Raw genomic sequence first — 22,257 nt, 5'->3', positions numbered from 1 at the left:
TTGCTTGCTTTTCTTGCTTTGTTTTTGCGGCCTTGCCGTGGCGGCTCAGTGGGCCGTTGCCATGGCCTGTGCCACCTTCGAGGTGGGGGCGCGGCCCAGCAGGCCGGCGGCAAACCAGGCGGTTTGCACCAGTGTCGGCAAGTCTATGCCACAGTCCACGCCCAGGCCATGCATCAGGTACACCACGTCTTCGGTGGCGACATTGCCGGATGCCCCACGAGCATACGGGCAGCCGCCCAGCCCGGCAATCGAGGAATCGAATGTTCTGATGCCAGCCTGAAAAGAAGCATGAATATTGCTGATGGCCATGCCGTAGGTATCGTGGAAGTGACCTGCCAGTTGTGCAATTGGCACAAGCTTGCTGACTGCTTCCAGCATGTCCAGTACCCGGTTGGGAGTGCCCGTGCCGATGGTGTCGCCCAGTGAAATTTCGTAGCAGCCCATGTCCAGCAGACGGGCAGCCACTTCTGCCACCTTGGCCGGGGCAATGGCGCCCTCGTAGGGGCAATCCACCACGCAGGACACATAGCCCCGCACGCGGATGCCCTCGCGCCGTGCGGTAGCCATCACGCTGTCAAAGCGGGCCAGGCTTTCGGCAATGCTGGCATTGATGTTTTTCTGGCTGAAACTTTCACTGGCCGCACCAAACACGGCAATCTCGCGCACGCCAGCAGCCAGTGCCTGTTCCATGCCCTTGTCGTTGGGCACCAGCACCGGGTAATTCACCGCACCGGACAGCTCCAGTGCTTGCAGTATGTGCAGGCTGTCGGCCATTTGCGGCACCCATTTGGGCGAGACAAAAGCCCCGGCCTCGATGGTGTTGAGGCCGCTTTCAGCCAGGCGGCGAATCAGTTCCAGCTTGCTGGAGGTATCCACCTGCTGCTTTTCGTTCTGCAGCCCGTCCCGCGGGCCGACTTCGACGATTTTTACGGTTGGCATAGCGTGTTGTCCTCCGGATCAGGCGGCGTCGAAGTCGAGCAACTCGTCGCCATCGCATACCTGTTCACCAGCACCAAAGTAAAAGGCATTCACCGTGCCATCGGCTGGGGCATGGATGGTGTGCTCCATTTTCATGGCTTCCAGAATCAACAGGGGCTCACCTTTGCTCACCTGCTGCCCGCTACTGGCCAGCAAGGCCACTACCCGCCCAGGCATCGGTGCTTTCAGGTGGGTGGCGCCATGCACTTCTTCGGTGTTGGCGGCGTACGGGTCCACCCAGCTTGCTTCCAGTCGTTCGCCTTGCAGGAACAACACCCGCTGCTGCTGCTGGTTGATGACGGTGGCACGCAGTTGTTGCCCGTCCAGCGTGACATGCCATTCACCGTGTTGCAGCCGTGCTGCGGCCTGATATGTCTGTCCTGCCACCGTCACAGCAAAACCGTGGTCCAGATGGCGCACGCTGACACTGTGCAGGGTGTCGCCGTGCATGAATTGCTGGATGGTTTCCAGCTGACCATTCAGTCGCCAGCCTGCGCGCACCGGGAAGTCCGTCTGTGCGCCCAGCGTCTGGACCAGCGCCAGCACGGCCAGCTGCGTGCTACTGGCCGGGACGGCCGGTGGCAGCAAGTCATCCTGATAGCGGGCGATGAGCCCGGTATCCACTGCACCACTGGCAAAGCTGTGGTGCTGCACAATGCGGCGCAGGAAAGCGATATTGGTGGTGACACCGGCCACCTGGTATTGCGCCAGTGCCGCGTCCAGCTGTTGCAAGGCGGCAGCCCGGTTTTCTCCCCACACGATCAGCTTGGCAATCATCGGGTCGTAGAAGGGGCTGATGCTGTCGCCTTGTTCCACCCCGGTATCGATGCGAACCTGTGCGCTTTCGGCAGGGGTGGCCAGATGAATCAGCTGGCCGGTGGCGGGCAGGAAGCCCTTGTCCGGGTCTTCCGCATAAATACGCGCCTCGATGGCGTGGCCGTGAATCTGCAGCTCGTCCTGCCGCAGCGGTAGCGGCTGACCGGCGGCCACTTGCAACTGCCAGGCCACCAGGTCCTGCCGGGTGATCATTTCGGTCACCGGGTGTTCTACCTGCAGACGGGTGTTCATCTCCATGAAGTAAAAGTCACCGGGGCGGCCATCGTCCTGTACCGCCATGATGAATTCCACCGTCCCCGCACCGACATAGCCCACCGCACGTGCAGCGGCGCAGGCGGCTTCGCCCATGGCCTGCCGGGTGCTGACCGGCAAATCCGGTGCCGGGGCTTCTTCCAGTACTTTCTGATGACGGCGCTGCACCGAGCAGTCACGCTCGAACAGGTAGACACAGCCTCCCAGGCTGTCGGCAAACACCTGGATTTCCACATGGCGCGACCGTGGCAGATATTTCTCCACCAGTACCTTGTCGTCACCGAAACTGGCGGCAGCTTCGCGCTGGCAGGAGGCCAGCGCAGCGGCGAAATCCTCGCTGCGCTCGACAATGCGCATGCCCTTGCCACCACCACCGGCGCTGGCCTTGATCAGTACCGGATAGCCGATACGGTCGGCTTGCTGGTGCAGGAAATCCGGCTCCTGGCACTCACCGTGATAGCCGGGCACCAGCGGTACGGCCGCTTGTTCCATCAGTGCCTTGGCGGCAGATTTGCTACCCATGGCGGCAATGGCGCTGGCCGGCGGGCCGATAAAGGCGATACCTGCGGCAGCGCAGGCGGCGGCAAAATCAGCGTTTTCAGACAAAAAACCATAACCGGGGTGGATGGCCTCGGCACCGCTCTGGCGGGCAATGTCCAGAATCAGCCCGGCCTTGAGATAGGATTCCGCCGCCGGTGCCGGACCCAGTCGCCAGGCTTCATCGGCCAGTCTGACAAAGCGGGCATCCGCATCGGCATCGGAATAAACGGCAACAGTGGCAATGCCCAGCTGGCGCGCGGTCTTGATCACCCGGCAGGCGATTTCCCCGCGGTTGGCAATGAGGATTTTCTTGAACATGGCAGTGTCCTTATTGTTCTTGTTGCCAGGCGGGCGGGCGTTTGTCGAAGAAGGCGGCCAGGCCTTCGCGGGCTTCCTGTCCGCTGCGGGTACTGGCAATGCGGCTGGCGGTATCGGCCAGCAGGTCGTCATCCCACGGTGAACCTTCATGCAGTTCGGCCAGCAGGTCTTTGGCTGCCCCCAGTGCGCGTGGTGCGCCTTTGGCCAGTTCGCTGGCGATGTCGGCGATGCGCTGGTCCAGCATGTCGGCGGCGACAACTTCATGCACCAGGCCGATACGGGCGGCGGTGGCGGCGTCAATGCGCTCGGCCGACAGGAAGTAGCGCCGCGCCTGCCGCCAGCCAATGGCATCGGCCACATAAGGGCCGATGGTGGCCGGAATCAGGCCCAGCCGCACTTCGGTCAGGCCGAAGCGGGCGGCGTCGGTGGCAATGGCAATGTCACATACGGTAGCCAGGCCGGTGCCACCGGCAATGGCCGGGCCGTGGATGCGGGCGATTACCGGCTTCTGGCTGCGGTAAATGGCCTTGAGCATGGCGGCCAGGCGCTGGGCATCGGCCAGGTTTTCCGCTTCGCTGTAACCGGCGGCGCGGCGCATCCAGTCCAGGTCAGCCCCGGCGGAAAAGCTTTTTCCATGTCCGGCCAGCACGATGACACGCACGCTGTCGTCCAGTTGCAGGGCCTTGAAGGCGGCGGTCAGCTCGGCAATCAGCATTTCGTTCAGCGCATTGTGCAGTTCCGGGCGGTTCATCCAGACAGTGGCGGTGCTGCCGCTGCAATGGATATCGAGAGTCTGATACTGGCTCATGGCGCTTCCTTACATGCGGAACACGCCAAAGCGTGTCTTTTCGATGGGCGCGGACAGGGCGGCTTCGAGTGCCAGGCTCAGTACATCGCGGGTCTGGGCCGGGTCGATGATGCCGTCGTCCCACAGCCGTGCGCTGGCGTAATAAGGGTGGCCCTGGCGTTCGTATTGTTCGCGTACCGGTGCTTTCAGCGCCTCTTCCTGCTCGGCGGTGAAGGCCTCGCCCAGTTGTTCCTTCTTGACCTGTGCCAGCACCCCGGCGGCCTGTTCGCCACCCATCACCGAAATGCGGCTATTGGGCCACATCCACAGCATGCGCGGGCTGTAAGCGCGGCCACACATGCCGTAGTTACCCGCACCGAAGCTGCCGCCAATCAGCACGGTGAACTTGGGCACGCTGGCGCAGGCCACGGCGGTAACCAGCTTGGCGCCATCCTTGGCGATGCCGCCGTTTTCATACTTCTTGCCCACCATGAAGCCGGTGATGTTCTGCAGGAAGATCAGCGGAATGCCGCGCTGGCAGCACAGTTCGACAAAGTGCGCACCCTTGAGGGCCGATTCGGAAAACAGGATGCCGTTATTGGCGATGATGCCAACACGCCAGCCATTGAGGCGGGCAAAACCGGTGACCAGCGTCGTGCCGTAGTTCAGCTTGAATTCGTCAAAGTCGGAGTCGTCCACCAGTCGGGCGATGATTTCACGCACATCAAACGGCTTTTTCGGGTCGGCCGGAATCACGCCGTAGATTTCCTCGGCGGCATGGCGTGGTGCTTTGGGTTCGGTGCGGTCCAGCACGCCTTGTTTGTGCCAGTTGAGGTTGGCCACGATGCGGCGGGCAATGCCCAGCGCGTGGGCGTCGTTCTGCGCCAGATGGTCGGCCACGCCGGAGATGCGGGCGTGTACATCTCCACCGCCCAGCTCTTCTGCGGTGACGACCTCGCCGGTAGCGGCCTTCACCAGCGGCGGGCCGCCCAGAAAGATGGTGCCTTGTTCCTTGACGATGACGGTTTCGTCCGACATGGCGGGTACATAAGCACCGCCGGCGGTGCAGCTGCCCATCACCACCGCGATTTGCGGAATGCCGGCGGCAGACAATTGGGCCTGGTTGAAGAAAATGCGGCCAAAGTGTTCCTTGTCCGGGAAAACCTCGTCCTGCAGCGGCAAGAAGGCTCCGCCGGAATCCACCAGATAGACGCAGGGCAGGCGGTTTTCCCTGGCGATTTCCTGCGCGCGCAGATGCTTTTTCACCGTCATCGGGTAATAAGTACCACCCTTGACCGTGGCATCGTTGGCGATGATCAGGCAGTCCACCCCGGCAATGCGGCCGATACCGCTGATCAGGCTGGCACCCGGCGCATCGTCGTTGTACATGCCAAATGCCGCCAGTTGGGACAGTTCCAGAAAGGGCGCGCCAGGGTCCAGCAGCAGGTTGATGCGCTCGCGCGGCAGCAGCTTGCCACGGGCGGTGTGTTTTTCACGGGCTTTGTCGCCGCCGCCCAGTGCCGCCGTGGCGACTTTCTGTTTCAAGTCTTCCACCAGCGCACGCATCTTGTCGGCATTGGCCTGGAAGTCCGGCGCGCGGGGGGAGAGTTTGGATTCGATGACTGGCATGATTTTAGGGAGTGGGGAGTAGGGAGTAGCAGGTGACGGGTGGGGAACTCCCCACTCCCGACTCTCTACTCCCGGTGTTAGTGGTCAGTAGGGTGTGGGTGGGTTGACGGTTTTACTCCCGCCCCCCCACTCTCTACTCCCGATGTTCAGCGTGTTTCCGCCATCAGTTCGCGCCCAATCAGCCAGCGGCGGATTTCGCTGGTGCCTGCGCCGATTTCATACAGCTTGGCATCGCGCAGCAGGCGGCCGGTGGCGTACTCATTGATATAGCCGTTGCCGCCCAGGCACTGGATGGCATCCAGCGCCATCTGGGTGGCGTTTTCGGCGGCGTACAGAATGGCCCCGGCAGCGTCCTTGCGCGTCTGGCGGCCGGTATCGCCCCGGTCCAGTGCCTGGCCCACGGCATAGACATAAGCACGGCTGGCGGACAGCTTGACGTACATGTCGGCCAGCTTGCCCTGCATCAGCTGGAAGTCGCCAATGGCCTGGCCAAACTGTTTGCGGTCATTCAGATAGGGGACGACGATGTCCATGCAGGCCTGCATGATGCCCAGCGGGCCTGCCGACAGCACGGCGCGTTCGTAGTCCAGCCCGCTCATCAGCACTTTCACGCCATTGCCTTCGCCGCCCAGTACGTTTTCGGCCGGGATTTCACAGTTGTCGAAGAACAGCGGGTAGGTGTTGGAACCGCGCATGCCCAGCTTGTCCAGCTTGCTGCCATGCGAGAAACCGGCAAAGCCTTTTTCCACGATAAAAGCCGTGATGCCCCTGGGCCCGGCGTTGACGTCGGTCTTGGCATACACCACCAGGGTGTCGGCATCGCCGCCGTTGGTAATCCACATCTTGCTGCCGTTCAGTACATAACGGTCGCCTTTTTTATCGGCGCGCAGCTTCATGCTGACCACATCGGAACCGGCATTGGGTTCGGACATGGCCAGCGCGCCCACGTGTTCGCCGGAAATCAGCTTGGGCAGGTAGCGGGCTTTCTGTTCGGCCGAGCCGTTCTTGCGGATCTGGTTAACGCACAGATTGGAGTGCGCGCCGTAGGACAGGGCGACCGAGGCCGAGGCACGGCTGATTTCTTCCATCACGATCATGTGGGCCAGGTAGCCCATATTGGCGCCACCGTATTCTTCTTCGGCGGTGATGCCCAGCAAGCCCAGGTCACCAAACTTGCGCCACAGGTCGGCCGGAAAGAGGTTGTCACGGTCGATGTCGGCGGCGCGCGGGGCGATTTCGGCGTCGGCAAAATCCTTCACGCTCTGGCGCAACATGTCGTAAGTGTCGCCGTGGTCAAAACGCAGGCTGCTGTACATGGTGTTTCTCCTCGGTGCCGGTCGTGGCGGCTGTGCCTGACAGGCTTTTGTGATGGTTGCCTTACTGCTTTGAATATTGAATTACGTTTACGTAAGCGTCAATATGGTGTGGTAAAAAAACCTGCACGAGGGCAGGTGTTCAGGCGGGGTTGTCGGCCTTGGTGGTCATCTGGTCGATCACGCCACGGCAGTGTTTTTCCAGCGCATCGATTTCCGCCAGCACCACGTCGATGTCACGCCGCTGTTCTTCCAGCTGTTCGCGCCGGGCCACCAGCAAATGCAGCAGCTTGAGCGACTGGCTGGCTTCATCGCGGGCCAGATCATACAGATCAATGATTTCGCGTATTTCCGACAAGGACAGGCCAATGCGCTTGCCACGCAGGATAAGCCGCAGGCGGGCGCGGTCGCGGCGGGTGAACACCCGCTGACGGCCATCGCGTTGCGGCTCGATCAGCCCTTGTTCCTCGTAAAAGCGGATGGTGCGCAGTGTGACGTCAAAATCACGCGCCAGATCCGAAATGGTGAAGACTTCCTGTTCTGTCATGGTATCTGCTTTCAGTATTTATACGGATTGTAGCGTTTTTCCCACGGCTTCTCATCATGATAGATGTATTACGTTTACGTAATCGTCAACTTGTGGGATTAATGCCAGAAAAATGGGCCGCGCCATGCAGCGTGGCTGCCGTCGCAAGGGAAACGACGCATCCGGATAAAGAGACCACAACAAGGAGACACACAATGCAGCACGCCAGCTACGTGCACGGAGCCAGTCAGCAGCCACTGATTGGCAAAACCATCGGCCAGATGTTTGACCAGGCCTGCCAGCACCACGCCCAGCGGGACGCCCTGGTGGTTCGCCAGCAGGGCATACGCTGGAGTTATGCCCAGTTACAGGAGCTAGTGGACCGGATGGCGTGCAGCCTGATGCGCCTAGGCCTTGAACCGGGGGAGCGCATCGGCATCTGGTCGCAAAACAATGCCGAATGGGTGCTGACGCAGTTTGCCACCGCCAAGGCTGGGCTGGTGCTGGTGAATATCAACCCGGCTTACCGCCGTGCCGAGCTGGAATATGCGATTAACAAGGTAGGTTGCCGCGCCCTGATTGCTTCGCCCAGCTTCAAGAGCAGCAATTACATCGAGATGCTGCAGGATTTGTTGCCCGAACTGGCCGACAGCCAACCCGGCGAGCTTCGTGCCGCCCGCATGCCCAGGCTGGAATGGGTGATCCGCATGGGCCAGCAGGCCACGCCGGGCATGCTGGGGTTTGCCGAACTGCTGACCGAACCGACCCCTGCCGAGCGCGCCGCCTTGCAGCAGTTGGGCGATCGCCTGCAATTCGATGATGCCATCAACATCCAGTTCACCTCCGGAACCACCGGCAGCCCCAAGGGGGCCACGCTGTCGCATCACAATATTCTCAATAACGCCTTCTTTACCGGACAGGCCATGGGCTTCAGTCCGGCCGACCGGTTGTGCATCCCGGTGCCGCTGTACCACTGTTTCGGCATGGTGCTGGGCACGCTTACCTGCCTCACGCATGGGGCCTGCATGGTGTTCCCGGCGGAAAGCTTTGATGCACTCAGCGTGCTGCAAACCGTGCAGGAAGAACGCTGTACTGCCTTGCATGGCGTGCCCACCATGTTCATCGGCTTGCTGGACCACCCCCAGTTCGCGCAATTCGACCTGTCCAGCCTGCGCACCGGCGTGATGGCCGGCAGCCCTTGTCCCATCGAGGTGATGAAGCGTGTCACCACTCTGATGCACATGTCGCAAGTCACCATTGGCTACGGCATGACGGAAACCAGCCCGCTCAGCTTCCAGAGCAGTGCCGACACCCCGCTGGACAAGCGCGTGTCCACCGTCGGGCAGGTGCATCCGCATGTGGAGGTCAAGATTGTCGATAACGATGGCCACATCGTGCCGCATGGCGAAACCGGGGAGCTGCTGACCCGTGGCTATTCGGTAATGCTGGGCTATTGGGACGACCCGCAGAAAACCGCCGACTCCATCGACCGTTCCGGCTGGATGCACAGCGGAGACCTGGCAGTGATGGATGCCGAGGGTTATGTGAATATCGTGGGCCGGGTGAAGGACATGGTGATTCGCGGCGGCGAAAACATTTACCCGCGAGAGGTGGAGGAGTTCTTCTACCGTCATCCCAAGATTCAGGAAGTGCAGGTGATTGGCGTGCCGGACGACCGCTTTGGCGAGGAACTGTGTGCCTGGATCAAGCTGCGTGATGGCGAACAGGCCAGCATCGAGGACATGCGTGCCTTTTGCCAGGGCCAGATCGCCCATTACAAGATTCCGCGTTACATCGAATTTGTCGACAGCTTTCCCATGACCATTACCGGCAAGATCCAGAAGTTTGTCATGCGCCAGCAAATGAAGGAAAAACTGGGACTGAACGACAGTCAGACTGCGTAAACGCAGATGGATCAAACTTTGTATGCACAGGCCCCGGCGAGCCGGGGCTTTTTTCGCTACAATGCGCCCATTCAATCTGACCGCTAGGAGCGCACCATGACTGATATCGTATTCAATGACGCCGATCTGGCCCGGCTGGAACAGTTGCTGACGCCCCTGTCGATCAGTGGCAGCACCATGCGCCCGGACGAAGTACAAGGCTTCTTTGCCGCGCTGGCCAGCGGACCGGATGCCGCCGACCGCAGCATGTGGCTGGCTGAAGTGCTGGGCGATGCTCCGGCTTTTGAAAATGCCGAAGAACAGGCGGAGCTGGAAGCCCTGCTGCAAAAGCTGTTTGATGTCACCGCCCATGTGCTGGCCGATGGCCGCGAGCTGGACCTGATCCTCTACGCCGACGAAGACGGCGACGACGACGAAGCCGACTACTGGCCGTGGTGCAATGCCTATCTGTACGCGCTGGACGTGGTGGATACCGACTGGTTCGAAGCGGCGGACGATGAAGGTTTCGAAGACCTGCTGATGCCGATTCTGGTGCTGGGCGGCATGTTCGAGGAAGAAGACGGCGAAGACCTGGTCACCTTTACCGACGAGGAAAAGGATGACTGCAAGGAACAGCTGCCAGAGGCGCTGATTGCCGTATTCAACTACTGGCGCGCCAAGGCACAGGCTCCGGCCACCGTACGCCGTGAAGGCGAAAAGGTGGGCCGCAACGACCCTTGCCCTTGCGGTAGCGGCAAGAAGTACAAGGCCTGCTGCGGCAGCAACTGAGTTTTCTGCCAGCCTGCGGGCTGGTGAATGCCATGCCTGAAAGCCTCCACACGGAGGCTTTTTCTTTTACTGCCAAGTGGGGGCCATGGTTCAGGATTGATGCAGGTATGAAATGAAATCCTGTTGTTCGGCACTAAGTGGTTCATGCTTGCGCGTCAAGATGCCAAAAGGAGGGAGTGGTATGTCTACCTTGATTGGCAATATCTGCACGATGCCCATCTCCAGATAGTCTGACATGGCCGATTCCGCTAACAGCATCACCGCATTGGTGCGTTGAATCAGTTGCAGCATGGAGTAAATTGAATTGCTCTCGATGATATTACCGGGCAAGGGCAGTGCGGCGTGCAGCAGATATTGTTCCAATGCCATGCGTGCCGGGCTGCTGGGTGCTTGTAATATCCATGGCCAGTCTCGTAGTAATACCGGTATTTCGATATGTTGCTGTTGCAATAACACATGGTGTTTAGCCACCACCAGTCGCAATACTTCATTACCCATTGGCCAAAAATCAAAAGCCGCATCTTCGGTTTTCGGGCTGCGCCGGGCGATGGCAAGGTCGATGCGTCCTTGTTCCAGCAGGCGGATCACTTCGTCGCTGGTATCTCCCATCACACGGATGCACAGGCGGGGCCTTTCCTGTTTCAAACGTGCAATTGCCGCCATGACCCGCTCGGGTGCCGCACCCATGATGGCACCCACTGACAAGTAGCCAAAGCCTTCTTTCTTCTGCACTGCCAGCGTCTGCATGCAGCCTTCCAGGTGGTGCAGGCTGCGGGTGGCGAATTTGACCAACACCACGCCCAGTGCCGTGGGGCGCATGCCATGTGGCAGGCGGTCAAACAGCTGGCAGTCAAACATATCCTCGATTTCCTGCAGCATGCGGCTGGCAGCTGGTTGCGACATATGCATGCCTTCCGCCGTCCGTTTCATATTCTGGCTATTCCCCAATAACACCAACATTTGCAAATGCTTGTAACGCAGGCGTTGCAGTAAATGACGGTGCCGTGTTGCTGGCAGCATGGCGGTTTTATCCATAAGCAGAAGGTATTGCCAGTTAATTAAATGTAATTGGATGGTTCTGCGAGTATGTCGTAGTTTTACTGCTGCCGCTTATTTTCTGAGTGCCATCAATAGCCTGATATTTACCAAAGAAAATAAGGATAATTCCTGATTGAAGGGGGTGAATATTCTTATGTCGGTTTTTATTATCGGCTGTGATTAATTTCGTCAGTCATCCCAGTAAATTCATCCCGGATATTGGTTTTTTCTGATCAGTTTGGATTCGGATATTCAACGTCGGAGCAGTCCACCATGAAGCAAATGCCAGTCATCAAACACGTCCGTGCCTTTACCTTGCGAGGTGGTGGTGCGGATTATCACGATCAGGCCGATGGCCACTGGATTGACGACCACATCGCCACGCCGATGTCCAAATACCCGGCCTATCGGCAAAGCCGACGCAGCTTTGGCATCAATGTGCTGGGCACGCTGGTGGTGGAGGTGGAGGACAGCGCTGGCAATGTCGGCTTTGCCGTGACGACAGGCGGCGAACCGGCAGCTTTCATCGTCGAGCGCCATCTGGCGCGTTTCGTGGAAGGGGCCCGGGTTTGCGATATCGAGCGCATCTGGGACCAGATGTACCACGGCACCCTGTTTTACGGACGCAAGGGCCTGGTGCTCAACGCCATCTCCGGGGTGGATCTGGCCTTGTGGGATTTGCTGGGCAAGGTGCGGCAGGAGCCGGTGTACCAGTTGCTTGGCGGTGCGGTGCGGGACGAGCTGCAGTTTTATGCCACCGGCGCACGGCCAGACCTCGCCCGCGAAATGGGATTCATCGGCGGGAAAATGCCGCTGCACCACGGGCCGGCAGAGGGGGAGGACGGCCTGCAAAAAAACCTGGCCTTGCTGGCCAGCATGCGCGAGCGGGTAGGCCCGGACTTTTGGCTGATGATCGACTGCTGGATGAGCCTGGACCTGAACTACGCCACCCGTCTGGCACAGGCGGCAGCGGCGTTTGGCCTGAAATGGATAGAAGAAGCACTACCGCCGGACGACTACTGGGGCTATGCCGCCTTGCGGCAGCAACTGCCGCCGGGCATGTTGTGCACGACGGGCGAGCACGAGGCCACGCGCTGGGGTTTTCGCATGCTGCTGGAAATGGGCTGCTGCGACATCATCCAGCCCGATGTCGGCTGGTGTGGCGGCATTACCGAACTGCTGAAAATCTCGGCACTTGCCGATGCGCATCAGGCGCTGGTGATTCCGCATGGCTCCAGCGTGTACAGCTATCACTTTGTCGCCACCCGTCACAACAGCCCGTTTGCCGAATTCCTGATGATGGCACCGCAGGCCGATCAGGTGGTGCCGATGTTCAGTCCACAGCTATTGCACGAGCCAGTGCCGGAAAACGGCCGCATGCCGGTATCGCGGCTGGACCGTCCCGGTTTCGGCGTGGAGCTTAATCCCGCCTGCGCCTTGCATCGCCCCTACCTGCACACGCCGGGAGGCTGAGATGACGCATGGACAAGCACTTTGCACCCTGGCTTTCCGCATGCAGTTGTTTCCGGGGCAAGCCGAGGAATATCAACGGCGCCATGCCGCCATCTGGCCGGAACTGAAAACCGCGCTGCTGGATGCCGGCATTGTCGAGTACCGCATTTTTCATGATGACAAGGATGATGCCTTGTTTGCCGTGCTGTACTGCCGGCAGCCCGACCGGCTGGCGGAACTGCCCAGCCTGCCGGTGATGCAGCAATGGTGGGCCAATATGGCCGACATCATGGTGACCCAGCCGGACTTTGCGCCGGTACAGGTAGGCTTGCGCAGCATGTTCGTGCTGAGTACGGGGGAGGGACCGCCATGCGCATCGTAGACGCCCATTGCCATTTCTGGTGGCTGGGGGGAGGGCAGTACCCCTGGCTGACCCGGCGCAAGCCCAATCTGCTGGGTGATTACACCGCGCTGGCACGTGACTTCCTGTTGCCGGACCTGAGACAGCTGGCCGAGCAGGCCGATATCGAGCTGGCGGGCGTGGTGCATATCGAAGCCAATGCGACGGATGTGCTGGAGGAAACCCGCCAACTGGAACACATGCTCGACTTGTCCGGCGATACCTTGCCAGTTGCTTTGCTGCCTTTTCTCGATCTGGCCAACCCTCAGGTGGCGGATCAGCTTGCCCGGCAACTGGCAGCTTCCACTCGCGTACGTGGCGTGCGGCAGATTCTCAACGTGCATGCCGACCCGCAGTTCGACTATGTGGGCCGCCACTACATGCGCGAGGCGCAATGGCAGTGCGGGATGGCCTTGCTGGAACGCCACGGCCTGATCTTCGAATTGCAAATCTACCCCTCACAAATGCAGGAAGCCGCTGCGCTGGCCAGGCGTTATCCGGCGGTGCGCTTTGCGCTGAATCATGCCGGCATGTATGTGGATCGCCATGCCCCTGTCGGCTGGCGCGCGTGGCGGGATGGCATGCGGGCCCTGGCAGCCTGCCCGAATGTGCAGGTAAAGCTGAGCGGTTTCGGCATGCTCGACCACCACTGGACCGAGGACAGTCTGCGGCCGCTGGTGTACGAGGCCATCGATGCCTTCGGCAGCGCACGCTGCATGTTTGCTTCCAATTTCCCTGTGTGCAGCCTGTACACCTCCTACCGCAGGCTGTGGCAGGCCTATGACAATTTGCTGGCGCAGGCTGCGGCACATGAGCGGCGTGCCATGTTTGCCGACAATGCCTGGCGCTTTTACCAATTGGGAGACTAGCCAGATGGCCATCATTCTGCTGGGCCTGTTGTTTCATTTCATCGGCTCGTTTTCGTCCGCCAGTTTTTATCTGCCGTATCGCAGCGTGCGGCTGTGGTCCTGGGAAAACTTCTGGCTGCTGGGCGGCTTGTTTTCCTGGCTGATTGCCCCGTGGCTGGCCATTGCGCTGACCATTCCGGGTTTTGCTTCCATCCTTGAGACTGCAGACAGCGGGACACTGGGCTGGACTTACTTCTTCGGCGTGTTATGGGGCATCGGTGGCCTCACCTTTGGCCTGGCCATGCGCTATATCGGCCTGTCGCTGGGCATGTCCATCATCATGGGCCTGACATCCGCCCTGGGTGCCCTGATGCCGCCGCTGTTCAATGACCTGTTTGGCCGCGAGGACGGTTTGCGCCTGAGCCAGATGCTGCTCAGCAGCGGTGGGCAGATGGTGCTGCTGGGCGTGCTGGGCTCGCTGATCGGCATCGTGTTGTGCGGGGTGGCCGGCATGCGCAAGGAGCGCGAAGTCGATCTGGCGACCAAGCAAAGTGCGGTCAGGGAATTCAACATGAAAAAGGGCATCGCGGTTGCGCTGGTGTCCGGTTGCCTGAGTGCCTGCTTCAGCTACGGCATCAATGCGGGCAAACCTCTGGCGCTGGCTGCCGTGGCGTACGGTGCCAATTCCCTGTTCATGAACAATCTGACCTTTGCCGTCATCATGCTCGGTGGCCTCACCACCAATGCGTTGTGGTGTCTGCACCTGTCCTTGCGCCGTCGCAGTCTGGGCGAATTCGTCAATCGCAACACCCCCTTGCTGCGCAACTACCTGCTGTGCGCGCTGGGCGGTTTGCTGTGGTATCTGCAGTTCTTCTTCTATGGCATGGGCGAAAGTCGCTTGCATAACCCCACCAGCTCGTGGGTGCTGCACATGTCTTTCATCATCCTGATTTCCAATCTGTGGGGTGTCTGCCTGGGCGAATGGCGCGGTACTGCACCGCAGACACGCCGCATCCTGTCGCTGGGCATTGTGGTCATTATTGCCGCCATCGGCATGGTGGGTTTTGGTAGTGCAGTCCATTAAGACTCGCCAACAAAACCCCCGCTCCAGCGTTGCGCCGCCTTGCCGTACGCCTTGTACTGTCTGCGGCGGCGCGCCTTGGCCCGGGTTCTCTACGGAGTTTTGTTAGCAGCGCTAAGCACGGCTGGCAAAACGGGATTTGTCCTTGGTCCCGGCCTGCGGTGGTGGGCATGGAATCAAGGGTTTGCTGTAGCACATCGGGCTGGTATCGCCGGTATTTCTGAGGAGACAAGCGATGTTGTTAGCAGGTAAGCGAGTGGTGATTACCGGGGCGTCCCGTGGCATAGGGCGGGCCATTGCACTGGGCTGTGCCCGCCATGGGGCGGATGTGATGCTGGGCCACAGTGGCCGCAGCAGCGCGGATGACATCCTGACCCTGCGCCACCAGATTGAGGTTCTGGGGCGCAAGGTGGCCGATCAGGCGGGTGATATTGCCGACCCCGACACCGGTGCTGCGCTGATTGCCATGGCGGTGGAGTGCCTGGGCGGGGTGGATGTCTTCATCAGCAATGCAGGCATCTGTCCTTTCCATGCCTTTCTGGACATGCCGCACGAGACGTATTACCGCACGGTGAATACCAATCTGAACGGTGCCTATTTTGCGGTACAGGCGGCCGCAAGGCAGATGCAGCATCAGGCTGAAGGTGGCGCCATCATTGCAGTCAGCTCCATCAGTGCCCTGGTGGGCGGTGGCATGCAAACCCACTACACCCCCACCAAGGCAGGTTTGCTGTCGCTGATGCAGTCCTGCGCCATTGCCTTGGGGCCGTTTGGTATCCGCTGCAATGCCTTGCTGCCGGGCACCATAGAAACCGACATCAACCGGGAGGATCTGGCCGACCCGCACAAGCGCAGCCATATGCAAAACCGCATCCCGCTGGGGCGGCTGGGGCAGCCGGAGGATCTGGTCGGCCCGGCGGTATTCCTGGCCTCGGACCTGGCGCGCTATGTCACCGGGGCCAGCCTGCTGGTGGATGGCGGCATGTATGTCAATCTGCAATAGGAGTTGCCCATGCAGCTGCCAGACAATCATTTCAAATCTGCCTTGCAGCAGATGTCATCAATATCACCCCGGTACGGTATCTGGGCTGGCATGGCTTCCGCCTATCACGCGGAAATACTGGCTGGCACCGGCCATGACTGGATTCTGCTCGATGGCGAGCATGCGCCCAATACCGTGCCCACGCTGTTGGGACAGCTGCAGGCGCTGGCGGCTTATCCCGTCGATCCAGTGGTGCGCATCCCGCATGGCGACCCGGCATTGATCAAGCAGGTGCTGGATATCGGCGCACAAACCCTGATGGTGCCGATGGTGGAGAGCGCAGCACAGGCCGCCACTCTGGTGCGGGCCATGCGTTACCCGCCAGCGGGGATACGTGGTGTCGGTGGCGGACTGATCCGCGCCACTCGCTGGGATGCGGTGGCGGATTACATACCGCAGGCCGATCAGGCGCTGTGCCTGGTGGTGCAGATCGAATCTTCACTCGGGGTGCAAAACGCGGCGCAGATCGCCGCTGTGGAAGGCATGGATGCCATCTTTATCGGCCCGGCCGACTTATCCACCAGCATGGGCCACGCGGGTAATGCCAGCCATGCCGACGTCCAGCACAGCATCCGTCACGTCATTGACAGCTGCCTGGCGCACGGCAAGGCCTGCGGCATTCTGGCGCCCAATGAGCAGGATGCCCGCCGTTATGCCGAGTGGGGTTGCAGCTTTATTGCCATCAGCATCGACATCCCGCTGCTGCGTCAGGCGGCACTGGCCAGCCTGGCACGTTTCCGTGTTTCTTCTTTATCCGTCACCAGCAAGCAGGGCTATTAACCATCCCCCTACAAGGGCGCACGCCGGTGATGTGCGCCCGGCATGGCAACATGATTTTCCAGGAGCATGCCGATGTCTGAAATTCAGCAATTGCGTCATTACATCAATGGCCGTTTTATCGAAGGGGTCGATCACCATGTGGTGAGTAATCCGGCCAATGGCCAGATTCTGGCCCATTCTCCGCAGGCCTCCACGCAGCAGGTGGCTGATGCCCTGAGTGCTGCCCGTGCCGCCCAGCGTGACTGGGCTGCGCGACCGGCCATCGAGCGTGCCGCTTATCTGCGCAGTATTGCCGCCCTTGTTCGTCAGCAAGTGGATGTACTGGCCCATACCATTAGCGCAGAACAAGGCAAAACCCTGGCGCTGGCCAAGGTTGAAGTGGGCTTTACGGCCGATTACCTGGACTACATGGCCGAATGGGCAAGACGCATTGAAGGCGAGGTTATCAGTAGCGACCGTGCCGGCGAGCAGATATTCCTGCTGCGCAAGCCATTGGGTGTGGTGGCCGGCATCCTGCCCTGGAATTTTCCTTTCTTTCTGATTGCCCGCAAGATGGCGCCGGCCCTGCTGACCGGCAATACCATCGTGATCAAGCCCAGCGAGGAAACGCCGATCAACTGTCATCTGTTCAGCCAGTTGGTGGCGCAGTCAGGCATGCCGGTCGGGGTGTTCAATGTGCTGTATGGTCGGGGTGCGACCGGAGCTGACATGGCTGGCAGCGCGGACGTCGACATGATCAGCTTTACCGGCAGTGTGGCAACCGGTGCGCGCATTGCGGCAGCGGCAGCCCCGCATATCACCAAACTGAATCTGGAGCTGGGCGGCAAGGCACCAGCCATCGTACTGGCCGATGCCGACCTCGATCTGGCGGCGAGAGCCATCCACGCCTCTCGCATCATCAATACCGGTCAGGTGTGCAACTGTGCCGAACGGGTCTATGTCGAGCGCAAGGTGGCGGATGCCTTCATCGACAAGGTGGCCAGCGCAATGGCGGCAACCCGCTATGGCGACCCGCTGGCGGTGGCGGATATCGACATGGGGCCACTGATCAACCGTCAGGCACTGGAAAGGGTGCAGGCAAAAGTGTCGCAGGCGGTGCAGGAGGGGGCGCAGCTGATTACCGGTGGCCAGGTGGCGGATCTGGGGTCTGGCTTCCATTTCCAGCCAACGGTGCTGGCCGGCTGCCACGGGCAGATGGAGGTCATGCGGCAAGAGATATTCGGCCCGGTATTGCCCATACAGGTGGTGGACAGCATGGAGGAGGCCATTGCCCTGGCCAATGATTCCGAGTACGGCCTGACTTCATCCGTGTATACCCGCGATCTGGCCAAGGCGATGCAGGCAATGCGTGAACTGGACTTTGGCGAAACCTATATCAACCGGGAAAACTTTGAAGCGATGCAAGGTTTTCATGCCGGAGTGCGCAAATCCGGCATCGGTGGGGCTGACGGCAAGCATGGTCTGTACGAGTACACGCATAGTCATGTGGTGTATTTGCAGGCTTGAGTTGCATTGCTTCCTGCTGGACATGAGTACTTGCTTGCCCGTGCTGTCATGCAAAAAGCATGACAGTGCGTGACGGTTTTGATTAGAATGAAACCGAGAGTACGAGCTCTCTTTTTTTCATTCCTTTATTCATAAGCCCGGTTTTTCCGGGCTTTTTTTTGTTTTCCGACAGCCACTTGGCGGCAATCGGGCGAAAAAAAACGGCCCTGCAGGGCCGTGCAAAGGGTAGAGCCAGCAATCAATCAGAACGCGAAGTGCTCTTCATCCAGCGACATCAGCGGTGCAGCACCGCCCTTGATGCGCGCCAGCAGGGTATGCACTTCGGGGAAGAGTTTGGCCATGTAGAAGCGACCGGTGGCAATCTTGGCCAGGTAGAAGGCATCATCGCCCTTGCCCAGGCTGGCATGTGCCACTTCAGCCATGCGCGCCCACAGCCAGGCATAGGTCAGATGGCCGATCAGGCGCAGGTAGTCGGTAGCGGCTGCACCGGCTTCGTCCTTGTTCTGCAGGCTGGCCATGCCCACGCCCATGGTCACTTCGCCCACATCCTTCATCAGCCTGGACAGCGGAGCAATGTATTCGGCCAGCTTGTCATTGCCTTCATTGGCCTGGCAGAACTGGTGAATCTGCTTGGTGAACTTGCGCAGTTTCTGGCCCTGATCCAGCAATACCTTGCGGCCCAGCAGGTCAATCGCCTGGATGCCATTGGTGCCTTCGTAGATTTGCGAGATGCGGCAGTCGCGTACCAGCTGCTCCATGCCCCATTCGCGGATGAAGCCATGGCCACCAAATACCTGCATGCCCATATTGGCTGCTTCAAAACCGTTATCGGTCATGAAGGCCTTGGCCACCGGGGTGAGCAGCGCCACCAGGTCCGCCGCGTCCTGACGCTGCGCGGCATCCGGATGCTTGTCTTCGATATCCAGTTGCAAGGCCAGCAGGGCGGTCAATGCGCGGCCGGCTTCGGTATAGGCTTTCTGGGTCAGCAGCATGCGGCGCACGTCCGGATGCACGATGATGGGGTCGGCCGGCTTGTCCGGGCATTTGTTGCCGGTGAGCGCACGCATTTGCAGGCGTTCGCGTGCATAAGCCAGTGCGCCCTGGAAGGACGCTTCGCCAATGCCCAGGCCTTGCATGCCGCAACCCAGACGCGCAGCGTTCATCATGGTGAACATGCAGGCCAGGCCCTTGTTGGCTTCGCCAATCAGCCAGCCCTGTGCCTCATCCAGATTGATCACCGCAGTAGCATTGGCCTTGATGCCCATCTTGTGTTCCAGGCTGCCGCAGGCCACGGTGTTACGGCGGCCATCGGCCAGGAACTTGGGAACGATGAACAGCGAGATGCCCTTCACATCCTTCGGCGCATCCGGCAGGCGGGCCAGGACCAGGTGGATGATGTTGTCGGACATGTCGTGCTCGCCAGCGGAAATGAAAATCTTGGTGCCGGTAATGCGATAGCTGCCATCGGCATTGGGTTCGGCACGGGTTTTCAGCAGGCCCAGGTCGGTGCCGCAGTGCGGTTCGGTCAGGCACATGGTGCCGGTCCACTGGCCGCTGGTGAGCTTGGGCAGGTAGAGCTTCTTCTGCTCGTCGGTGCCATGTGCGTGCAGGCACTCGTAGGCGCCATGGCTCAGGCCGGGGTACATGGTCCAGGCTTGGTTCGCGCCGTTCATCATTTCGTAGAACAGCTGGTTCACCAGCAGGGGCAGGCCCTGGCCGCCGTAGGCGGGGTCGCAGGCCAGTGCGGCCCAGCCGCCTTCCACGTACGTCTGGTAGGCCTCCTTGAAGCCCTTGGGCGTGGTGACCTCGTGGGTGGTCTTGTCGAGCTGGCAGCCTTCCTTGTCGCCGCTGAGATTCAGCGGGGCAATGACTTCCGAGCAGAACTTGCCGCCCTCTTCCAGCACGGCGTTGATGGTGTCGGCGTCGATGTCCGCATAGGGCGGCAGCATCTTGAGCTCGTCCACCACGTTCAGCACTTCGTGCAACACAAACTGCATGTCGCGCAGAGGCGGGGTGTAGCTGGGCATGGCGGGTCTCCTTCAGGGGTTATCGGGTCTTGCGGCGGCGCGGCGCCACGGGTTCAGTGGCCGCTCCGGCCGGGGTGATGCAGGCGTGGATGACGCGGTCGAAGCCGCGCGCGGCCCGCTCCAGCGCGCCTTCGCTGCGCAGGAAACGGGCGTCGTGGTGCAGGGACAGGATCAGCCCGTGCAACTCGAACAGGATCTGGTCGACATCGCAGTCGGGGCTCAGGTGGCCCTCGTCGCGCGCCAGCACGATGGCTTTGTGCAGCGCGGCATGCCAGGCCTTGACCATGGTGACGAGCGCATCGCGCACCGGGCCGGGGCGGTCGTCAAACTCAACCGCGCCGCTGATGTAGATGCAGCCGCTTTCCAGCTCCACCGCCACCTGGCGCACCCAGCGCTGGTAGAGCGCGCGCAGGCGCTGCAGGCCGCGCGGCTCGCGGATGGCCGGGAAGAACACCTCTTCTTCAAAGCGGCGGTGGTATTCAGCCACCACGGCGATCTGCAGCTCTTCACGGGAGCCGAAGTGGGCGAACACACCGGACTTGCTCATGCCGGTCTGGTCGGCCAGGGCGCCGATGGACAGGCCTTCGAGCCCCATGTGCGAAGCCTGGGCCAGCGCCGCCTCCAGAATGGCGGCACGGGTTTGCTGCCCCTTGGGCAGGGGCACCCGGGCGGCAGGCGCACGCGCGCCGCGGCTGGCGGCGGGGTGGCTGGGGCTGGGGCGGCTGCTCATGAAAGGTCGGCGGGCTTGGCGCTTGTCTTGGGGCTGAAATAAAACGAACGGTCGTTCTATTTTTGGCGCATTGCACCGCGCCGGCAAGCCCAGCAAGTCACGGAAGCTGGAGGCCGCGCTCTAAATCACCCCCTGGTTGACCCGCGGTCGCGCGTCCAGCGGCGCTGTGCCGCCACGGGTCGGGCCGGATTTCTTTCTGTCATCTGACAGGAGTAGGCTGGCTGTCCAAGGAGGTGGTGCAGCCTTGGACGTTCTGCAGCTTGATATTTCTGGCCGCCCGCAGGCCTGGATCAGTGTGCGGGAGGCCGCCGTGATGGTGGCCTGCGATGCCATCGCCTGGACCCTGGGCGAGCCCTGTGCCGTGCTGCGGGGGGGCTGGAACCGGGTCACGGGGCGGCAGTCGCGCATCGAGGTGCCGCCCATCCTGGCCGCGCGCGGTGCCATTCCCAGCCGTGCCTGGCGGCACGAGCCGGCGCTTTCCAACCCGAAGCTGTTCGCCCGCGACCGCTTTCTGTGCGCCTATTGCGGCGCCCACTTTCCCGAAAGCGAGCTGACGCGCGAGCACATCCAGCCCTCCAGCCGGGGGGGGCGCGACCACTGGATGAACTGCATCACCGCCTGCCGCAGCTGCAACCACCGCAAGGGCAGCCGCCTGTGCGAGGAAGCCGGCATGAGCCTGCTCTACCTGCCCTATGTGCCCAGCCTGCACGAGGACATGATCCTGCGCGGCCGCCGCATCCTGACGGATCAGATGGAATTCCTGCTGGCCAGCGTGCCTGCCTCAAGCAGGCTGCACGGTTGACCCCCCCCGAAGCGGCCCAAGGGGCCGCCTCCCCCCAGGGGGCGCCACCTGCGGCCCGGCAGAGCCGGTTCCGCGGTGGCACCTGATCTGAGCTGCGCCAGCTGACTACGCCAATTTAGGGATCTATGGGTACAGCGCCACCGCGTCCACGCGGTCCAGGCGCACCACGATGCGCTGGCCGCCCGGTCCGCGCAGCTCGACCGTCTTGCCGGGATCCAGCTTGACGACGGCACCGCCGATTTGCTGGCCCTGGACGTACAGGGTCACGCCCTTTTTTTCGCCCTGCAGGGTGGCAAGCAGGCCTTCGATGGATTCATTGGCATGGCTCATGGCGGAAAAGCTCATCAGCAGGGTCAGCACAAGTGCGCGCATGGGGTTCCTCTCCAGCGTTCAGGGCCGTCAGGCGGCCAGCAGATGCTCTTGCTGGGCAAAAGCGGTGAGCAGGCTTTGTAGCCCAGCCGAGGCGCGCAGCGGCGCCAGATGGTCCAGGCCCTGCAGCTCCTGCAGATCGGCCTGCGGCATGGCCAGTTCGAGCACCTGGGCCACGGCGCGCGCCGGGGCGGGCGATTCACTGCCCACCAGCAGGCGCACCGGCATCTGCAGCGCGCCCAGCAGGCGCAGCGGCACGGTGTCGTTGAACAGGGCGTCGAAGTCGGCACAGACCTTGGGGCAACGGGCGCCGACGGACATCACGGTGCG

At 61.1% G+C, this 22,257-nt stretch carries 21 protein-coding genes; 10 read left to right on the top strand and 11 right to left on the bottom strand.

Annotation, left to right across the window (positions count from 1 at the left end):
* Positions 1-45: 45 nt before the first annotated feature.
* The 6 genes from ACE3SE_RS18820 to ACE3SE_RS18795 all read right to left on the bottom strand — a co-directional run bounded on the left by ACE3SE_RS18820 (position 46) and on the right by ACE3SE_RS18795 (position 7,201).
* Positions 46-939, bottom strand: a complete 894-nt coding sequence (locus ACE3SE_RS18820) for a hydroxymethylglutaryl-CoA lyase (protein WP_374555339.1) — start codon at positions 937-939, stop codon at positions 46-48.
* An 18-nt stretch (positions 940-957) separates the two neighbouring features.
* Positions 958-2,925, bottom strand: coding sequence for an acetyl/propionyl/methylcrotonyl-CoA carboxylase subunit alpha (locus tag ACE3SE_RS18815; RefSeq protein WP_374555341.1), 1,968 nt, complete (start codon positions 2,923-2,925; stop codon positions 958-960).
* A 10-nt stretch (positions 2,926-2,935) separates the two neighbouring features.
* Complete coding sequence (locus ACE3SE_RS18810; RefSeq protein ID WP_374555343.1) at positions 2,936-3,733, bottom strand: enoyl-CoA hydratase/isomerase family protein; 798 nt, start codon at positions 3,731-3,733, stop codon at positions 2,936-2,938.
* A gap of 9 nt (positions 3,734-3,742) precedes the next feature.
* Complete coding sequence (locus tag ACE3SE_RS18805) at positions 3,743-5,341, bottom strand: carboxyl transferase domain-containing protein (RefSeq protein WP_374555345.1); 1,599 nt, start codon at positions 5,339-5,341, stop codon at positions 3,743-3,745.
* Positions 5,342-5,487: 146 nt separating this feature from the next.
* On the bottom strand, positions 5,488-6,657 hold the full coding sequence (locus ACE3SE_RS18800) for an isovaleryl-CoA dehydrogenase (protein WP_045847118.1): 1,170 nt from the start codon (positions 6,655-6,657) through the stop codon (positions 5,488-5,490).
* A gap of 139 nt (positions 6,658-6,796) precedes the next feature.
* Complete coding sequence (locus tag ACE3SE_RS18795) at positions 6,797-7,201, bottom strand: MerR family transcriptional regulator (RefSeq protein WP_045847119.1); 405 nt, start codon at positions 7,199-7,201, stop codon at positions 6,797-6,799.
* A gap of 194 nt (positions 7,202-7,395) precedes the next feature.
* On the opposite strand from ACE3SE_RS18795, the gene ACE3SE_RS18790 reads away from it, so the two are divergent.
* Both ACE3SE_RS18790 and ACE3SE_RS18785 read left to right on the top strand, forming a co-directional pair.
* Positions 7,396-9,084 (top strand): AMP-binding protein, encoded by a 1,689-nt coding sequence (locus ACE3SE_RS18790; RefSeq protein WP_374555347.1) that lies wholly within the window; start codon positions 7,396-7,398, stop codon positions 9,082-9,084.
* A gap of 96 nt (positions 9,085-9,180) precedes the next feature.
* A complete protein-coding gene (locus tag ACE3SE_RS18785; protein ID WP_374555349.1) occupies positions 9,181-9,852 on the top strand; it encodes a UPF0149 family protein in 672 nt (223 codons plus the stop codon).
* A 90-nt stretch (positions 9,853-9,942) separates the two neighbouring features.
* On the opposite strand, the gene ACE3SE_RS18780 is transcribed toward ACE3SE_RS18785, so the two are convergent.
* A complete protein-coding gene (locus ACE3SE_RS18780) occupies positions 9,943-10,812 on the bottom strand; it encodes a LysR family transcriptional regulator (RefSeq protein WP_374557486.1) in 870 nt (289 codons plus the stop codon).
* Between the two features lie 351 nt (positions 10,813-11,163).
* Between ACE3SE_RS18780 and rhmD the strand changes: the two genes are divergently transcribed.
* The 7 genes from rhmD (at position 11,164) to aldA (ending at position 17,999) form a co-directional block, all read left to right on the top strand.
* A complete protein-coding gene (rhmD, locus tag ACE3SE_RS18775; protein WP_374555353.1) occupies positions 11,164-12,363 on the top strand; it encodes an L-rhamnonate dehydratase in 1,200 nt (399 codons plus the stop codon).
* A gap of 1 nt (position 12,364) precedes the next feature.
* A complete protein-coding gene (locus ACE3SE_RS18770; RefSeq protein ID WP_374555355.1) occupies positions 12,365-12,724 on the top strand; it encodes an L-rhamnose mutarotase in 360 nt (119 codons plus the stop codon).
* Complete coding sequence (locus ACE3SE_RS18765; RefSeq protein WP_374555357.1) at positions 12,712-13,611, top strand: amidohydrolase family protein; 900 nt, start codon at positions 12,712-12,714, stop codon at positions 13,609-13,611. Before ACE3SE_RS18770 ends, ACE3SE_RS18765 begins: the two co-directional genes overlap by 13 nt.
* Before the next feature lie 4 nt (positions 13,612-13,615).
* Positions 13,616-14,674, top strand: coding sequence for an L-rhamnose/proton symporter RhaT (gene rhaT / locus ACE3SE_RS18760; RefSeq protein WP_374555359.1), 1,059 nt, complete (start codon positions 13,616-13,618; stop codon positions 14,672-14,674).
* A gap of 232 nt (positions 14,675-14,906) precedes the next feature.
* Positions 14,907-15,674, top strand: coding sequence for an SDR family NAD(P)-dependent oxidoreductase (locus tag ACE3SE_RS18755; protein ID WP_374555361.1), 768 nt, complete (start codon positions 14,907-14,909; stop codon positions 15,672-15,674).
* A 9-nt stretch (positions 15,675-15,683) separates the two neighbouring features.
* Positions 15,684-16,493, top strand: a complete 810-nt coding sequence (locus ACE3SE_RS18750; RefSeq protein WP_374555363.1) for an HpcH/HpaI aldolase family protein — start codon at positions 15,684-15,686, stop codon at positions 16,491-16,493.
* An 81-nt stretch (positions 16,494-16,574) separates the two neighbouring features.
* The gene (aldA, locus tag ACE3SE_RS18745; protein WP_374555444.1) at positions 16,575-17,999 is read left to right on the top strand and encodes an aldehyde dehydrogenase; all 1,425 of its coding nucleotides are present in this window, start codon (positions 16,575-16,577) and stop codon (positions 17,997-17,999) included.
* 242 nt (positions 18,000-18,241) lie between these two features.
* On the opposite strand, the gene ACE3SE_RS18740 is transcribed toward aldA, so the two are convergent.
* Entirely contained in the window at positions 18,242-20,026 is a 1,785-nt protein-coding gene (locus ACE3SE_RS18740) for an acyl-CoA dehydrogenase C-terminal domain-containing protein (protein ID WP_374557482.1), read from the bottom strand.
* A gap of 19 nt (positions 20,027-20,045) precedes the next feature.
* Positions 20,046-20,756 carry a TetR/AcrR family transcriptional regulator gene (locus ACE3SE_RS18735; RefSeq protein WP_374557480.1) on the bottom strand — a complete coding sequence of 237 codons (711 nt, stop codon included), beginning with the start codon at positions 20,754-20,756 and terminating at the stop codon, positions 20,046-20,048.
* 244 nt (positions 20,757-21,000) lie between these two features.
* Here ACE3SE_RS18735 and ACE3SE_RS18730 point away from each other — a divergent pair, with 244 nt between their 5' ends.
* On the top strand, positions 21,001-21,558 hold the full coding sequence (locus ACE3SE_RS18730; RefSeq protein ID WP_374557478.1) for an HNH endonuclease: 558 nt from the start codon (positions 21,001-21,003) through the stop codon (positions 21,556-21,558).
* A gap of 123 nt (positions 21,559-21,681) precedes the next feature.
* Here ACE3SE_RS18730 and ACE3SE_RS18725 read toward each other — a convergent pair whose 3' ends face one another.
* Positions 21,682-21,930 (bottom strand): hypothetical protein, encoded by a 249-nt coding sequence (locus ACE3SE_RS18725; protein ID WP_374557475.1) that lies wholly within the window; start codon positions 21,928-21,930, stop codon positions 21,682-21,684.
* 27 nt (positions 21,931-21,957) lie between these two features.
* Positions 21,958-22,257 (bottom strand): alpha/beta fold hydrolase (locus ACE3SE_RS18720; protein WP_374557473.1); only part of this gene is annotated, 300 nt, incomplete at its 5' end.

It is taken from the genome of Aquitalea pelogenes, assembly GCF_041914625.1.
Classification (GTDB): Bacteria; Pseudomonadota; Gammaproteobacteria; order Burkholderiales; family Chromobacteriaceae; genus Aquitalea; species Aquitalea pelogenes.
The sequence above is the reverse complement of the archived record's forward strand: the minus strand, read 5'-3'. Positions and strand labels throughout refer to the sequence as shown.

Coding starts and splice junctions, on each gene's coding strand:
- ACE3SE_RS18820 (WP_374555339.1), bottom strand. CDS start 939: ATGCCAACCGTAAAAATCGTCGAAGTCGGCCCGCGGGACGGGCTGCAG.
- ACE3SE_RS18815 (WP_374555341.1), bottom strand. CDS start 2,925: ATGTTCAAGAAAATCCTCATTGCCAACCGCGGGGAAATCGCCTGCCGG.
- ACE3SE_RS18810 (WP_374555343.1), bottom strand. CDS start 3,733: ATGAGCCAGTATCAGACTCTCGATATCCATTGCAGCGGCAGCACCGCC.
- ACE3SE_RS18805 (WP_374555345.1), bottom strand. CDS start 5,341: ATGCCAGTCATCGAATCCAAACTCTCCCCCCGCGCGCCGGACTTCCAG.
- ACE3SE_RS18800 (WP_045847118.1), bottom strand. CDS start 6,657: ATGTACAGCAGCCTGCGTTTTGACCACGGCGACACTTACGACATGTTG.
- ACE3SE_RS18795 (WP_045847119.1), bottom strand. CDS start 7,201: ATGACAGAACAGGAAGTCTTCACCATTTCGGATCTGGCGCGTGATTTT.
- ACE3SE_RS18790 (WP_374555347.1), top strand. CDS start 7,396: ATGCAGCACGCCAGCTACGTGCACGGAGCCAGTCAGCAGCCACTGATT.
- ACE3SE_RS18785 (WP_374555349.1), top strand. CDS start 9,181: ATGACTGATATCGTATTCAATGACGCCGATCTGGCCCGGCTGGAACAG.
- ACE3SE_RS18780 (WP_374557486.1), bottom strand. CDS start 10,812: ATGTTGGTGTTATTGGGGAATAGCCAGAATATGAAACGGACGGCGGAA.
- rhmD (WP_374555353.1), top strand. CDS start 11,164: ATGAAGCAAATGCCAGTCATCAAACACGTCCGTGCCTTTACCTTGCGA.
- ACE3SE_RS18770 (WP_374555355.1), top strand. CDS start 12,365: ATGACGCATGGACAAGCACTTTGCACCCTGGCTTTCCGCATGCAGTTG.
- ACE3SE_RS18765 (WP_374555357.1), top strand. CDS start 12,712: ATGCGCATCGTAGACGCCCATTGCCATTTCTGGTGGCTGGGGGGAGGG.
- rhaT (WP_374555359.1), top strand. CDS start 13,616: ATGGCCATCATTCTGCTGGGCCTGTTGTTTCATTTCATCGGCTCGTTT.
- ACE3SE_RS18755 (WP_374555361.1), top strand. CDS start 14,907: ATGTTGTTAGCAGGTAAGCGAGTGGTGATTACCGGGGCGTCCCGTGGC.
- ACE3SE_RS18750 (WP_374555363.1), top strand. CDS start 15,684: ATGCAGCTGCCAGACAATCATTTCAAATCTGCCTTGCAGCAGATGTCA.
- ACE3SE_RS18740 (WP_374557482.1), bottom strand. CDS start 20,026: ATGCCCAGCTACACCCCGCCTCTGCGCGACATGCAGTTTGTGTTGCAC.
- ACE3SE_RS18735 (WP_374557480.1), bottom strand. CDS start 20,756: ATGAGCAGCCGCCCCAGCCCCAGCCACCCCGCCGCCAGCCGCGGCGCG.
- ACE3SE_RS18725 (WP_374557475.1), bottom strand. CDS start 21,930: ATGCGCGCACTTGTGCTGACCCTGCTGATGAGCTTTTCCGCCATGAGC.